Here is a 14,547-nt window from a genome sequence, read left to right as displayed (position 1 = left end):
GGTGTTTCCGACTCTATCAGATCTTTTCTCGATCCGATTTCCTCGATGCTTTCCAGGTTCCCGCTCTCGCGTTTCCCTTTCCGGCGGTTCCGACTTTATCAGAAGTTCAGAGTCGGATTTCCCACCCGGTCCAGGGCACCTGTCTGTCCATCACATGAAGGACTGGGGTTCCCAACTGGGCGAGGCCGTAAACGTACTGGAGCGGGGCGCCCCGATGCAAATCGAGACGCCCCGCTCCTGGTTCACCCGGACGAGGTGTCAGACCTCCACCACGACCGGCAGGATCATCGGCCTGCGGCGATACGTGTCGGAGACCCATTTGCCGAGGGTGCGGCGCACCAACTGCTGGAGCTGGTGGGGCTCCACGACGCCGTCCTGGGCGGACCGCTCCAGGGACTCCGTGATCTTCGGGATGACATCGGCGAAGGCCGCGTCCTCGATGCCCGAACCGCGCGCCTGGATGTGCGGGCCGCCGGTGATCTTGCCGGTGGAGGAGTCGACGACCACGAAGACCGAGATGATGCCCTCGTCGCCGAGGATCTTGCGGTCCTTCAGGGCCGGCTCGCCGACGCCGCCGACGGAGAGGCCGTCGACGTAGACGTAACCGGCCTGGACCTTGCCGGAGATCTTCGCCTTGCCCTCGATCAGGTCGACCGCCACGCCGTCCTCGGCGATGACGATCCGGTCGTGCGGGACACCCGTCAGCGCGCCCAGCTCGGCGTTGGCGCGCAGGTGGCGCCATTCGCCGTGGACCGGCATCAGGTTCCGCGGGCGGCAGATGTTGTAGAAGTACAGCAGCTCACCGGCGGAGGCGTGGCCGGAGACGTGCACCTTGGCGTTGCCCTTGTGGACGACGTTGGCGCCCCAGCGGGTGAGGCCGTTGATCACGCGGTAGACCGCGTTCTCGTTTCCGGGGATGAGGGACGAGGCCAGGATGACCGTGTCGCCGTGGACGATCCGGATCTGGTGGTCGCGGTTGGCCATCCGGGACAGGGCCGCCATCGGCTCGCCCTGGGAACCCGTGCAGACCAGGACGACCTCGTGGTCCGGAAGGTCGTCGAGCGTCTTGACGTCGACCACCAGGCCCGGTGGGACCTTCAGATAGCCGAGGTCGCGGGCGATCCCCATGTTGCGGACCATGGAGCGGCCGACGAAGGCCACGCGGCGGCCGTATTCGTGGGCCGCGTCCAGGATCTGCTGGATGCGGTGGACGTGGCTGGCGAAGCTGGCCACGATGATCCGCTTCCGGGCGCCGGCGAAGACCTGGCGCAGCACGTTGGAGATGTCCCGCTCGTGCGGGGTGAAGCCCGGGACCTCGGCGTTCGTGGAGTCGGTGAGCAGGAGGTCGATGCCCTCCTCGCTCAGCCGGGCGAACGCGTGCAGGTCGGTGAGGCGGTTGTCCAGCGGGAGCTGGTCCATCTTGAAGTCGCCGGTGTGCACCACCATGCCGGCGGGGGTGCGGATGGCGACCGCCAGGGCGTCCGGGATGGAGTGGTTGACGGCGATGAACTCGCAGTCGAAGGGGCCGATGCGCTCGCGGTTGCCCTCCGCCACTTCCAGCGTGTACGGGCGGATCCGGTGCTCCTGGAGCTTGGCCTCGATGAGGGCGAGGGTCAGCTTGGAGCCGATCAGGGGGATGTCCGGCTTCTCGCGGAGCAGGAAGGGGACGCCGCCGATGTGGTCCTCGTGGCCGTGCGTGAGGACGATGCCCTCGATGTCGTCGAGGCGGTCCCGGATGGACGAGAAGTCCGGCAGGATCAGGTCGATTCCAGGCTGCTCCTCCTCCGGGAAGAGCACTCCGCAGTCGACGATCAGAAGGCGGCCTCCGTACTCGAAGACCGTCATGTTCCGGCCGATCTCGCCGAGACCACCGAGCGGGGTGACCCGCAGGCCTCCCGCCGGGAGCAGCGGGGGCGGGCCGAGTTCAGGATGCGGATGACTCAAAAGACTCTCCTCACCACGCACGCCACGTACCGGTCGGGCACGTGGCGCGCATGACGTTCGTGCAGAAGCAGTTGTCGTTGTGGGGTGCAGGCACCGGTGGCCTGCGTATGCAGTTGTCGATTCAGTTGTGAAGCTCGGGTGGTGCCAAGTCTGTTGTCAGAGCTGTACCCCGCCGGCGGCAAGATCGATCTTGAGCTGGGCGATCTCCTCGGGCGAGCACTCGACCATGGGGGCGCGCAGGGGGCCGGAGGGCAGGCCCTGGAGGGCGAGCGCGGCCTTGGTGGTCATGACGCCCTGGGTGCGGAACATGCCGGTGTAGACCGGGAGCAGCTTCTGGTGGATCTCGGTGGCCTTGACGACGTCGCCCGAGTTGTACGCCTCGACGAGGGCGCGCAGGTCGGGGGTGACGAGGTGGCCGACGACCGAGACGAAGCCGACCGCGCCCACGGAGAGCAGGGGCAGGTTCAGCATGTCGTCGCCGGAGTACCAGGCGAGGCCGGACTGGGCGATGGCCCAGCTGGCGCGGCCGAGGTCGCCCTTGGCGTCCTTGTTGGCGACGATCCGGGGGTGCTCGGCGAGGCGGACGAGCGTCTCGGTGTTGATCGGGACGCCGCTTCGGCCGGGGATGTCGTAGAGCATGACGGGCAGCCCGGTGGCGTCCGCGACGGCCGTGAAGTGCCGGTACAGGCCCTCCTGCGGGGGCTTGTTGTAGTACGGCGTGACGACCAGGAGGCCGTGGGCGCCGATGCGCTCGGCGTCGCGGGCCAGCTCGATGCTGTGGTGGGTGTCGTTGGTGCCGACACCGGCCACGACGTGGGCGCGGTCGCCGACCGCCTCCAGCACGGCTCGTACCAGGTCCGATTTCTCCGCGTCGGTCGTGGTGGGGGACTCGCCGGTGGTGCCGTTGATGATCAGGCCGTCGTTGCCTGCGTCCACCAGGTGGGCGGCGAGCCGCTGCGCGCCGTCGAGGTCGAGTGCGCCGTCCGCCGTGAAGGGCGTGACCATGGCGGTGAGGACCCGCCCGAAGGGGGTCTGCGGAGTCGAGGTCGGAGCCATGGGTAACACGCTACTCGGTGCTCAATGCGTGGTCTGCCCTCGGGGTGTCGGGAAAGTCCTGACAAATGCGGAGCCCGGCACTGCCTGCTCGGGGGTTCAAGCAGTGCCGGGTCCGTTTGATCAGGCTAGATGAACTTCTCTAAATGCCGCAATACGGACACTTCGCGACGCTGGTCCGTACATCCGTTCCGCGCGGGGAACAGGCTTCCTTACGGGGCCACACGTCCGTTCGTATTGAAGGCCGCGTAGGTGAGCGGCATGAGCTTCGCCCACTCCGCCTCCATCTTCTCGCCGACCATCTCGATCTCCCGCTGCGGGAAGGACGGCACCTTGGCCAGCTCGTGCTGGGTGCGCAGGCCGAGGAAGTGCATCAGGGAGCGCGCGTTGCAGGTGGCGTACATCGAGGAGTACAGGCCGACGGGGAGGGCGGCGCGGGCCACCTCGCGGGCGACGCCCTCGGCGAGCAGCTTCTGGTAGGACGCGTACGCCTGCTCATAGGACTCCGCGAGGGTGCTGCGCACGGTCTCGTGCTGGGCCGGGGTGCCCTCGACGAAGACGTACTTGCCCGGGCGGCCCTCCTGCACGAGCTTGCGGGACTCGTCGGGGACGTAGAAGACCGGCTCGAGCTCCCGGTAGCGGCCCGACTCCTCGTTGTAGGACCACCCGACCCGGTGCCGCATGAACTCGCGGAAGACGAAGATCGGGGCGCTGATGAAGAAGGTCATCGAGTTGTGCTCGAACGGGCTGCCGTGCCGGTCGCGCATCAGGTAGTTGATCAGGCCCTTGGAGCGCTCGGGGTCCTTCTTCAGCTCGTCCAGGGACTGCTCGCCGAGCGTCGAGACTCGGGCGGCGAAGAGGACGTCGGCATCCGACGCACTGGACTTCACGAGCTCGACGGTGACGTCACTGCGCAGGGTGAGCGACTCGGGGGTGGTCACGGGGGTCCTTCCCATCACTTCTTGAGGTTCGCGCCCACTGTACGGGGGACCCCCGGCAGACCCGAACCGTGACCCTGTCGCGGATTTTTTCGGACATGGGCACCTTTTGTGCCACCAGAGCGTCTGTATCGGTGAGGACCATACGTTCGACACGCAAGTTCCCCCCGAGAGGAGAGGTGCTTCCCCATGTTCCGTCGGCGTGAGCCCGTGCCCTTCGCCTTCGTGGCCGAGGCCGACAGGTTCCGCAGCAATGTCGCTCCCCCGCCCCGTGAGCGGGCGTCCGTCGGTCAGATGGCCGGGCGCTGGCTGCTGGGCCTCACCATCGTCGCCGGGCTGGTCGGCTCGGTGATCCTCGGTCTGCCGTCGATGTCCTCGCCGTCGACTGCTCCGGCCCCGCAGTCCCAGGCCTCGCAGGGGCACTGACTCGTCCGGCCGCCCCAGGGTGGTGGGCCGGATTCCGGCCGGATAGCCTCACCGGGCACAGCCCATGCAAGGAATGAGTGAGGACCAGCCGTGCCCCTGCCCTTCCTGACGGCCGACCGCGGCTACGACGCGGCATCCGAGAGCGCGCTGCCCCACGACGACCGGGAGCGCTGGCGGCGCCCCTACCGGCCCGGTCCCTGGCGGGTGGGCGGGGCCGCCCTGTGGCTGCTGCTCTCCTCGTTCGTGCTGTTCGCCGCGGTGCTCATCGCCCTGACCGGCTCGGCTTCCTCCGCCGGCCTGGTCCTGGCCGTGGCACTGGTGATCATCGCGGGTGCGCTGCGGATACTGCGCATGGGTGTCTGGGTGAGTTCCCATGGGCTGCGGCACGTGAGCCTCCTGGTGACACGTACGGTGCCCTGGCAGCGCGTGGTCTCGGTGCGGACGGCCCAGCAGCCGGTGCGCTGGCTGGGGCTGCCGCGCACGGTGCAGGGGCAGGCTCTGACGCTCGTGCGCAAGGACCGGCCCGCCGAGGACACTCCGCTGCTGTCCACGCACAGTCTGGACTTCCTGCACCGTCCCGCGGCCTTCGACCTGGCGGCGGACACGGTGGAGGCATGGGCCGCCGAGTACCGGCGCGGCTGACCGTCACAGGCAGGCCGAAGGGGCCGGCCCGCGGGAGTGCGGGCCGGCCCCTTCGGCGTACCGGCCGGGGTAGCGGCGCGGTTCAGGCCTGGACGGGTCTGCCGTCGTGCAGCGCGATGGCCCGCAGCATGGCCTTGCGGGCGCGCGGGGTGTCACGGGCGTCGTGGTAGGCGACGGCGAGCCGGAACCAGCTGCGCCAGTCGTCCGGGGCCTCCTCCGTCTCGGCCTTGCGCCGGGCGAAGACCTCGTCCGCCGAGTCGCGGTCGATACGGCCGCCCGGAGTGCGCTTCAGCTCGTCGACGGGCAGGCCGCCCTCGGCGTCGAGTTCGGCGGCGAGCTGGTTGGCCTTGCGGACGAACTGGGTGTTCTTCCACAGGAACCACAGGCCGATGACCGGCAGGATCAGTACCGCGATCCCGAAGGTGACGGTGAGGACCGTGCCGGACTGGATGAGCATGATGCCGCGGCTGCCGACCAGGACGAAGTAGAACAGCAGGACGGCGGCCGTGACGAGGTAAGTGATCTTCGCGCGCATGACGTCTTCGGGCTCGGCTCGGGTCTCAGCTCAGGTCCAGGAAGTGCTCCAGGCCGAAGGTCAGGCCCGGAGTGGACACCACGCGGCGGGCGCCGAGCAGGATGCCCGGCATGAAGCTGCTGTGGTGCAGGGAGTCGTGGCGGATGGTGAGGGTCTCGCCCTCGGCGCCGAGCAGCACCTCCTGGTGGGCCAGGAGGCCGCGCAGGCGCACGGCGTGGACGGGGACGCCGTCCACGTCCGCCCCGCGGGCGCCGTCCAGGGCGGTGACCGTGGCGTCCGGCGCCGGGGCGGAGCCGGCCCGGCGGCGGGCGTCGGCGATGAGCTGGGCCGTGCGGGTGGCGGTCCCCGAGGGGGCGTCCACCTTGTTCGGGTGGTGCAGCTCGACGACCTCGACCGACTCGAAGTACGGCGCGGCGATCTGCGCGAACTTCATGGTCAGCACGGCGCCGATGGAGAAGTTCGGCGCGATGAGCACGCCCGTCCGAGGGGACTGGGCGAGCCAGCCCTTCAGCTGCGCGAGGCGGTCGTCGGTCCAGCCCGTCGTACCGACGACCGCGTGGATGCCGTGGCGGACGCAGAAGTCGAGGTTGCCCATGACGGAGGCGGGGGTGGTCAGCTCGACGGCGACCTGGGCGCCGGTCTCCGCCAGCGCCTCCAGCTTGTCGCCGCGGCCGAGGGCGGCCACCAGCTCCATGTCCTCGGCGGCCTCGACGGCCCGTACCGCCTCGGAGCCGATCCGGCCCTTGGCACCGAGGACCGCCACGCGCAGCTTGCTCATCTGTTGCTTCCTTACCGGAGGTGATTGGACCGGAGGTGACTGGACCGGACGTATCAGGCGACGGCGTCGTGCAGCCGTGCGGCCTGCTTGTCCTTCAGCGGACCGATGACCGACAGCGACGGGCGCTGCCCCAGGATGTCGCGGGCGACCGAGCGGACCTCGTCGGGGGTGACCGCCACTATCCGGGCCAGCATGTCATCCACGGACATCTGCTCGCCCCAGCACAGCTCGCTCTTGCCGATACGGTTCATCAGCGCGCCGGTGTCCTCCAGGCCCAGGACGGTGGAGCCCTGGAGCTGGCCGATGGCACGGTTGATCTCCTCGTCCGACAGGCCGTTCTGGGCGACGTGGTCGAGTTCGTCGCGGCAGATCCTCAGCACGTCGTGCACCTGGCTGGGGCGGCAGCCGGCGTACACGCCGAACAGGCCGCAGTCGGCGAAGCCGGAGGTGTACGAGTACACGCTGTAGGCCAGGCCGCGCTTCTCCCGGACCTCCTGGAAGAGACGGGAGGACATGCCGCCGCCGAGGGCGGTGTTGAGCACGCCCATGGCCCAGCGGCGGTCGTCCGTGCGCGCCAGGCCCGGCATGCCGAGGACGACGTGCGCCTGCTCGGTCTTGCGGGCGAGCAGCTCCAGCTTGCCCGTCGTGCGGATCGTACGGCGGCCGTCGCGCGGGGCGATGGGCTGCGCGTCGAGGTTCTTGAAGGCGCCCGCCTTCTCGAAGGCCGCGCGGACCTGTCGTACGACCTTGTTGTGGTCGATGTTGCCGGCGCAGGCGACCACCAGGTGGGTGGGGTCGTAGTGCTTGCGGTAGAAGCGGCGGATGCGGTCGGCGCTGAGGGCGTTGACCGTGTCGACGGTGCCGAGGACGGGTCGGCCGAGGGCGTTGTCGCCGAACATGGTGTGCGCGAACAGGTCGTGCACACAGTCGCCGGGGTCGTCCTCGGTCATCGCGATCTCTTCGAGGATCGCGCCGCGCTCGACGTTGACGTCCTCTTCGAGGATGAGCGAGCCGGTCAGCATGTCGCAGACGACGTCGATGGCGAGCGGCAGGTCGGTGTCGAGCACGCGCGCGTAGTAGCACGTGTACTCCTTGGCCGTGAACGCGTTCATCTCGCCGCCGACCGCGTCCAGGGCGGCGGAGATGTCCAGGGCGGACCTGCGGCCGGTGCCCTTGAAGAGCAGGTGCTCCAGGTAGTGCGTGGCGCCGTTCAGGGACGGCGTCTCGTCGCGCGAGCCCACGTGCGCCCAGATGCCGAAGGTGGCCGAGCGCACGGAGGGCAGGGTCTCGGTGACGATGCGCAGGCCGCCCGGGAGGGTGGTCTTGCGGACCGTACCGATGCCGTTCATCCCCTTGATGAGGGTTTGGGTACGGGCGACGGCCCGCGCCTCCGAAGAGGTGCGGGCCGTCGCCTTGGAGCTACGGGACGTCACTGTTCGGCGTCGTCCTTCGTGTCCTCGGAGCCTTCCTCGCCCTCGATCACGGGGATGAGGGAGAGCTTGCCGCGGGAGTCGATCTCGGCGATCTCGACCTGGACCTTCTGGCCCACGCCGACGACGTCCTCGACGTTCTCCACTCGCTTGCCGCCGGCGAGCTTGCGGATCTGCGAGATGTGCAGCAGACCGTCCTTGCCCGGGAGCAGCGACACGAACGCACCGAAGGTCGTCGTCTTCACGACCGTACCCAGGTAGCGCTCGCCGACCTCCGGCATGGTCGGGTTGGCGATGCCGTTGATCGTGGCGCGGGCGGCCTCGGCGGCCGGGCCGTCGGCGGCACCGATGTAGATGGTGCCGTCGTCCTCGATCGTGATCTCGGCGCCGGTGTCCTCCTGGATCTGGTTGATCATCTTGCCCTTGGGGCCGATGACCTCGCCGATCTTGTCGACCGGGATCTTCACGGTGATGATCCGCGGCGCGTTCGGGGACATCTCGTCCGGGGTGTCGATCGCTTCCATCATCACGTCGAGGATGTGGAGACGGGCGTCGCGGGCCTGCTTGAGGGCCGCGGCCAGGACGGAGGCCGGGATGCCGTCCAGCTTGGTGTCGAGCTGGAGGGCGGTCACGAACTCCTTGGTGCCGGCGACCTTGAAGTCCATGTCACCGAAGGCGTCCTCCGCACCGAGGATGTCGGTGAGGGTGACGTAGTGCGTCTCGCCCTCGATCTCCTGGGAGATCAGGCCCATGGCGATACCGGCGACGGGGGCCTTCAGCGGCACACCGGCGTTCAGCAGCGACATGGTGGAGGCGCAGACCGAGCCCATGGACGTCGAGCCGTTGGAGCTCAGCGCCTCGGAGACCTGGCGGATCGCGTAGGGGAACTCCTCGCGCGTCGGCAGGACCGGCACGAGGGCGCGCTCGGCGAGGGCGCCGTGGCCGATCTCGCGGCGCTTCGGGGAGCCGACGCGGCCGGTCTCGCCGGTGGAGTACGGCGGGAAGTTGTAGTTGTGCATGTAGCGCTTGCGGGTCACCGGGGAGAGGGTGTCCAGCTGCTGCTCCATGCGGAGCATGTTGAGGGTGGTGACGCCCAGGATCTGGGTCTCGCCACGCTCGAACACCGCGGAACCGTGCACCCGCGGGATGGCCTCGACCTCGGCGGCGAGCGTACGGATGTCCGTGACGCCACGGCCGTCGATGCGCTTCTTCTCCTTGATCACGCGCTCGCGGACCAGCTGCTTGGTGAGCGAGCGGTACGCGGCGGAGATCTCCTTCTCGCGGCCCTCGAACTCCGGCAGGAGCTTCTCGGCGGCGAGCGCCTTGACGCGGTCCAGCTCGGACTCGCGCTCCTGCTTGCCCGCGATGGTCAGCGCGGAGGCGAGCTCCGGGCGGACGGCGGCGGAGAGCGCCTCCAGGACGTCGTCCTGGTAGTCGAGGAAGATCGGGAACTCGCCGGTCGGCTTGGCGGCCTTGGAGGCGAGGTCGGCCTGGGCCTTGCAGAGCACCTTGATGAAGGGCTTCGCGGCTTCCAGACCGGCGGCGACGACCTCCTCGGTCGGCGCCTCGGCGCCGCCCTCGACCAGCTTGATGGTCCCCTCGGTGGCCTCGGCCTCGACCATCATGATCGCGACGTCGCCGTCCTCCAGGACGCGGCCGGCGACCACCATGTCGAAGACGGCGTCCTCGAGCTCGGTGTGCGTCGGGAACGCGACCCACTGGCCGTTGATCAGCGCGACGCGGACGCCGCCGATCGGGCCGGAGAAGGGCAGACCGGCCAGCTGCGTGGACGCGGACGCGGCGTTGATCGCCACGACGTCGTACAGGTGGTCGGGGTTGAGAGCCATGATCGTCGCGACGACCTGGATCTCGTTGCGCAGGCCCTTCTTGAAGGACGGGCGCAGCGGGCGGTCGATGAGGCGGCAGGTGAGGATCGCGTCCTCGGAGGGGCGGCCCTCACGGCGGAAGAAGCTGCCGGGGATCTTGCCGGCGGCGTACATCCGCTCCTCGACGTCCACCGTCAGCGGGAAGAAGTCGAGCTGGTCCTTGGGGTTCTTGGAGGCGGTGGTGGCCGACAGCACCATGGTGTCGTCGTCCAGGTACGCCACGGCGGAACCGGCGGCCTGCTTGGCCAGGCGGCCCGTCTCGAAGCGGATGGTACGGGTGCCGAAGGCGCCATTGTCGATGACGGCCTCGGCGTAGTGGGTCTCGTTCTCCACTAGCGTTTTCTCCGTTACTTTGTCGTCTTTCGTCCCTCGGCTGCCCGTGTGGCAGGGGGACGGCTGTGGAGAAGCGCGCCGTGCTGTGCGGGCCGGTCTTCGATCGAAGCTCCCGGGGCTCGCATCCCCCCGGGGGCCACTACCGAGGACCGGCGGCGGCTGGGTGCGCCTCTCCTTTTCGTTGTCGTGCTGTGTCGTCCGTATTGCGTTGTGCTACCACACTACAAAGCGTGGGTGACACTCCGCACGTTTCCATACGGACGGCGATGGGTTCCGTACGCGCGGCAACGCCCCGCATACGGCAAAGGGAGCGGCCCCCGAATCCTTCCGGGAACCGCTCCCTTCACGGCGTCCTACTTGGCGCCAGCCGCACCGCGGCGGATGCCCAGGCGGTCGACCAGCGTACGGAAGCGCTGGATGTCCTTCTTCGCCAGGTACTGCAGCAGGCGACGACGCTGACCGACCAGGATCAGCAGACCACGGCGGGAGTGGTGGTCGTGCTTGTGGGTCTTGAGGTGCTCAGTCAGGTCGGAGATCCGACGCGAGAGCATGGCGACCTGGACCTCGGGGGAGCCGGTGTCGCCCTCCTTCTGGCCGAACTCGGCGATGATCTGCTTCTTCGTAGCGGCGTCGAGCGACACGCGTACTCCTCATAGTCTGTGAGTGCCACCGAGTGCCCCCGGTCTGCATCTCGGGGGAGCTTCCGTGACTCGGAAGGCGGGATCCGCTGGGCGCGGCCTCCGGGACCCACATCGAGCGGGCTCCGGGGGCGCGTACACAAACGGCCGTCGACCAGGGTACCAGGCGGTTACGGGCACCTCGTACCGGGTTCCGGAACGGCCCGGGCCGGCGGGGGCGGCCACTAGGGTGAACGTCCTGATCGTACGGACGTCGGGAAGGGGTCGCTTCGGGATGGCGGAGACGGAAGCGGAGATCAAGGCGCGCAAGGAGCGGGAGCGCGACGAGCTGTACGCGCTCGACATCTCGGGCGTCGAGTGGCACTGCGCACCGGGCACGGAGGAGCACGAGGAGCGGGTCGAGATCGCGTACCTGCCCGAAGGCGCGGTCGCCATGCGGTCCTCCCTCGACCCCGACACCGTGCTGCGGTACACGGAGGCGGAGTGGCGGGCGTTCGTGCTGGGCGCGCGGGACGGGGAGTTCGATCTGGAGCCGATGCCGCACAACGGAGGGCTCGACGTGCAGTGAGCACACCGTGGTGACAGGGGCGGCACGCGTGCGTGCCGCCCCTTCGCATGTCAGTGCTTCAGCCCGGCGGTACCCACGCCGAGCACCGACAGGACCGGGCTCTTCGGATGGCTGTCGTCGCGTTCCAGCTGGCGGCGGGCGAAGAAGGCACGGCCCTGTTCGTAGCGGATGTCCGACTGCTCGGGGTCGCTGAGTTCGCCCTCTTCGTCCTCCGGGAGCTGGAACAGGAGGTACGGGGTCTCCTTGCCGGTCCGCGGGTTCCAGTCGACCATGGCCGCGGGCTGGACGTCGTCCATGCTGCGGCGGTAGACGATCAGGTCGTCACCGTTCGTGCGGACGGGGACGACGAGTTGGAAGGGGCGGCCCTGGAACTCGGCGGCCTTCGTGCCCTTTCCGACGTCGAAGGCCGTGATCCGGTCGGCAGGCTTCTTCAGGTCGCTGTTGTTCTCCTGGCTCATGACGAAGACCCGGTCGCGGCCGACCACCATTCCGTCGCACTTGTCGACGACGCCGAAGAAGGGACCGGGGTAGACCTCCTCGCCGCACTTGGGGTCGTAGCCGTTCATCGAGATGGTGGCCAGCCGCCGGCCGTTCTTCGGATCGAGGGTGAGCAGGTCCGTGACCACGCTGTCCCCCGCCTCGACGGCAAGCACCGGCGGGTCGGCGGACGGCAGATAGACGCCCTGGACGCCGCGGCTGACCGAGTACTGCCACACGACCCTGCCGGTCCGCGGGTCGAGCTTTTCCACCCGATAGGTGGCGTCGCCGGACTGGCCGCAGGTGACGAGGGCGAGCAGAGCCCGGCCGCCCACGTAACCCGAGTCGTGGCACTGGGACGTGGCGAGGGTGGTGTTCCACAACCGCTTGCCGCTGTCCATGTCGTACGCCGCCGACCCGAGGCCCCAGGCGATGGCCACGACGCCCCGGGTCAGGGCGATGTTCGTGTTGGTCACGTAGGCGAAGTCGGCCGCCGGCATCTTCTTCTGCCAGAGCTTCTTGCCGGTGTCGAGGTCGACGAGGAGCACCTCGTCGCAGACGCCCTTGTTGCCGGAGTCCGGGGGCTGGACGACCACCGCGGTCCTGCCGTCGGCGGTGACGTCGCGGCTGACCGCACAGACGTGGCCGTCGAGCGGGAGCTTCCAGGCGGTCTCGTCGTAGCCGGGCTCGATCTTGTAGCCCTCGATCCGGTGGGCGACGGCCCGCGCGAGGATCCTGCCCGTGGCCCAGGTGCCGGGGGCGTACCGCGGCTTGTCGGTGAGGTTGGCCTCGTTGTGCTGGACGACGATCTGCCCCTCCGGTGAGGCGGGAGCCTTCTCCAGGGTCGCGCGTATGGCGTCCGGGGTCTGCTCGACCGCCGCGGTGTCGGTCCGCCCCTTCGTGCGGCCGCCCGAGTGGTACCAGAGCAGGCCCGCGCCGACGAGCAGAACGGCGGCCACCACGGCGGCGACCGCTCCGAGGACGCGCCTGCGCCGTTTCGCTCTCGACCGGTCCACCGCCTGCGCGGACTCGGTGTATATCGACGGCGGTGGGCCGAAGCTCATGTCGGCAGGTCCCTTCGGGGGCTGCGGCGGCGCGGGGCGCGGGGGGGTTACGGCGGCGCGGGGCGCGGGGGGGTTACGGCGGCGCGGGAGGCGGGTGATTGCGGCGGCGCCGGGGTTGCCGACGACCGGCACGACTGCGTCACCGAGCAGGTGACCGGCGATGTCCGCGTTCCTCTGCGGTCTCGGCCGCGCCGGGCGCCTCGCGACGACACGAGCGGGCCTGCTGCTCACGGGCCGCCGGGGCTGGGCGTTCCCGGCGGCCCGCTGGTCAATTGCTGGTCATCGGCCGGCTGGTCATTTGCTGGTCATCGGCCCACTGGTCATTTACTGGTCATCGCCCGCGCGGTCGCATACACGTCGAAGACGGCCAGGGTCAGCGGGATCAGCGTCAGCAGGACGAAGCCCTCGCAGATCTCCAGGAAGCGGCCCCAGAAGGGCGTCAGGCCGCCCCGCGGCAGGATCAGGCCGAGGGCCGTGACCAGGGCGGTGGCCGCGGCGATGACCGCGATCAGCCAGACGGTCCGGATGTCCAGGTCGGCGCGGTCGCCGGTGAGGGCCGCACGAATCGCCGACTGCGGCGGGTTCAGGGCGAGTCCGAGGCCCAGCAGGACCAGTGCGCCGAGGCCCGCGGCCAGGACGGAGGCCACCTGGGCGGTGTAGCGGAAGAGGTGGGCGCGCATCACCATCGCCACCCCGGTGGCGAAGGCGAGCAACTGGGCCCAGATGCCGTCGGAGAAGCCCAGCACCGCTGCGGCGCCGACGGCGAGGAGGGCGCATCCGCCGACGAGGCCGACGAGGAGTTCATGGCCGCGCCGGGCCTGGGCCTCGATGCGCTCGGCGTCCACGGGCTCCTGGGCGCCGGCGTCTGCGCCGTAGGCGGGGCGGGGCGCGTTGCTCGGGGCCTCGAAGCCGATCGGCAGCCGGGCGAAGCGCATCGACATGCCCGGCAGGAAGGCGAGTGCCCCCACTGCGATCGGTGCGCACAGACCGGCCATCTCGGTCGGGGACCAGTGGACCAGGGTCGCGACGAAGACGACGACCAGAGCCACGGTGGAGGCGAACACGAAGGCCACGAACGGTCCGTCGCCGTGCGGGGAGCACAGGGCGAGGATGAGGGCCGCGACCAGGACCGCGGCGCACGCCAGCAGGAACTGCAGCCTGCCGATGCCCTGCCCGTCGGACAGGGGCAGCAACCCGCTGCCCGCGACACCCACGTTGGGCAGGGCACCGAGGCCGAGGGCGACGGCGGAGCCGCGGTCGTCGTAGACGCGCGCCCGTACGGCCGACAGCACAACCAGGAGGATGCCGGTGACGGCGGCGAGGATGCCGGCCAGGCCGTTCATGTCGTGGTGTGGATCGGCGGTCCAGGCGACGAACGCGAGGAGCGTCGGCAGCACCCCGCCGCCGATGAGGCCCGCGGCCCGGGTCAGCTCACCGCTCCACAGGGTGTGCTGCTTGGTGACGGCGGAGGCGACGGCCTCGGCGACGTCGTCGAACACGGCCGGCGGCAGGGACTCCGAGAACGGGCGCAGGGTGAGGAGTTCGCCGTCGAGAATGCGCTGGGCGGCGAACGAACGGGAACTGTCCAGCACGGTGCCGTCGGTGCGGACCAGGTGATAGCCGACCGGGGCGCCCGCATCGGGGCTCTGCTGGGACAGCCGGAGGATCTCCGGGTAGAGGTCGGCGACCGGGACGTCGTCGGGCAGTGCCACGTCGATGCGGCTGTCCGGCGCGACGATGGTCACCCGGCAGAAGCCGAGTCCCGTGCCGGGTCCGGAAGCCGCCCCCGTACCGGGTCCGCCGGTGGCGGTGGCCGTCATGCTCACCTGCTGCTC

13 protein-coding genes are annotated in these 14,547 nt (G+C 69.7%); 3 read left to right on the top strand and 10 right to left on the bottom strand.

Annotation, left to right across the window (positions count from 1 at the left end; genetic code table 11):
- Positions 1 to 258: 258 nt before the first annotated feature.
- The 3 genes from AB0H32_RS25665 to thyX form a co-directional block, all read right to left on the bottom strand.
- On the bottom strand, positions 259 to 1,944 hold the full coding sequence (locus AB0H32_RS25665) for a ribonuclease J (protein WP_361124703.1): 1,686 nt from the start codon (positions 1,942 to 1,944) through the stop codon (positions 259 to 261).
- A gap of 156 nt (positions 1,945 to 2,100) precedes the next feature.
- Positions 2,101 to 3,000, bottom strand: a complete 900-nt coding sequence (dapA, locus tag AB0H32_RS25660; RefSeq protein WP_361124701.1) for a 4-hydroxy-tetrahydrodipicolinate synthase — start codon at positions 2,998 to 3,000, stop codon at positions 2,101 to 2,103.
- Between the two features lie 209 nt (positions 3,001 to 3,209).
- Positions 3,210 to 3,953: an FAD-dependent thymidylate synthase gene (gene thyX, locus AB0H32_RS25655; RefSeq protein WP_361124699.1), complete on the bottom strand. Its 744-nt coding sequence runs from the start codon at positions 3,951 to 3,953 to the stop codon at positions 3,210 to 3,212.
- 171 nt (positions 3,954 to 4,124) lie between these two features.
- Here thyX and AB0H32_RS25650 point away from each other — a divergent pair, with 171 nt between their 5' ends.
- Together AB0H32_RS25650 and AB0H32_RS25645 are read left to right on the top strand one after the other, a co-directional pair.
- Positions 4,125 to 4,361 carry a hypothetical protein gene (locus AB0H32_RS25650; RefSeq protein ID WP_361124698.1) on the top strand — a complete coding sequence of 79 codons (237 nt, stop codon included), beginning with the start codon at positions 4,125 to 4,127 and terminating at the stop codon, positions 4,359 to 4,361.
- Between the two features lie 90 nt (positions 4,362 to 4,451).
- Complete coding sequence (locus AB0H32_RS25645; protein WP_361124696.1) at positions 4,452 to 5,003, top strand: hypothetical protein; 552 nt, start codon at positions 4,452 to 4,454, stop codon at positions 5,001 to 5,003.
- An 82-nt stretch (positions 5,004 to 5,085) separates the two neighbouring features.
- Here the strand turns inward: AB0H32_RS25645 and AB0H32_RS25640 are convergent, their stop codons facing one another.
- The 5 genes from AB0H32_RS25640 to rpsO all read right to left on the bottom strand — a co-directional run bounded on the left by AB0H32_RS25640 (position 5,086) and on the right by rpsO (position 10,606).
- Positions 5,086 to 5,538: a hypothetical protein gene (locus AB0H32_RS25640; protein ID WP_361124694.1), complete on the bottom strand. Its 453-nt coding sequence runs from the start codon at positions 5,536 to 5,538 to the stop codon at positions 5,086 to 5,088.
- Positions 5,539 to 5,563: 25 nt separating this feature from the next.
- A complete protein-coding gene (dapB, locus tag AB0H32_RS25635; protein ID WP_361124692.1) occupies positions 5,564 to 6,316 on the bottom strand; it encodes a 4-hydroxy-tetrahydrodipicolinate reductase in 753 nt (250 codons plus the stop codon).
- Between the two features lie 53 nt (positions 6,317 to 6,369).
- Positions 6,370 to 7,749, bottom strand: a complete 1,380-nt coding sequence (locus AB0H32_RS25630) for a pitrilysin family protein (protein ID WP_361124690.1) — start codon at positions 7,747 to 7,749, stop codon at positions 6,370 to 6,372.
- Entirely contained in the window at positions 7,746 to 9,965 is a 2,220-nt protein-coding gene (locus AB0H32_RS25625) for a polyribonucleotide nucleotidyltransferase (protein WP_361124688.1), read from the bottom strand. Before AB0H32_RS25625 ends, AB0H32_RS25630 begins: the two co-directional genes overlap by 4 nt.
- A gap of 353 nt (positions 9,966 to 10,318) precedes the next feature.
- Positions 10,319 to 10,606 (bottom strand): 30S ribosomal protein S15, encoded by a 288-nt coding sequence (gene rpsO / locus AB0H32_RS25620; protein WP_016432306.1) that lies wholly within the window; start codon positions 10,604 to 10,606, stop codon positions 10,319 to 10,321.
- Between the two features lie 271 nt (positions 10,607 to 10,877).
- Here rpsO and AB0H32_RS25615 point away from each other — a divergent pair, with 271 nt between their 5' ends.
- Entirely contained in the window at positions 10,878 to 11,171 is a 294-nt protein-coding gene (locus tag AB0H32_RS25615) for a DUF397 domain-containing protein (protein WP_361124686.1), read from the top strand.
- 50 nt (positions 11,172 to 11,221) lie between these two features.
- Here the strand turns inward: AB0H32_RS25615 and AB0H32_RS25610 are convergent, their stop codons facing one another.
- Complete coding sequence (locus tag AB0H32_RS25610) at positions 11,222 to 12,712, bottom strand: PQQ-binding-like beta-propeller repeat protein (protein WP_361124684.1); 1,491 nt, start codon at positions 12,710 to 12,712, stop codon at positions 11,222 to 11,224.
- Between the two features lie 320 nt (positions 12,713 to 13,032).
- Positions 13,033 to 14,532, bottom strand: coding sequence for a type VII secretion integral membrane protein EccD (eccD, locus tag AB0H32_RS25605; protein ID WP_361124704.1), 1,500 nt, complete (start codon positions 14,530 to 14,532; stop codon positions 13,033 to 13,035).
- Positions 14,533 to 14,547 lie beyond the last annotated feature (15 nt).

The sequence above is a fragment of the Streptomyces sp. NPDC020362 genome, from assembly GCF_040642095.1.
Classification (GTDB): domain Bacteria; phylum Actinomycetota; class Actinomycetes; order Streptomycetales; family Streptomycetaceae; genus Streptomyces.
Note: the sequence above shows the minus strand (reverse complement) of the source record. Positions and strands in the feature narration are given on the sequence as shown.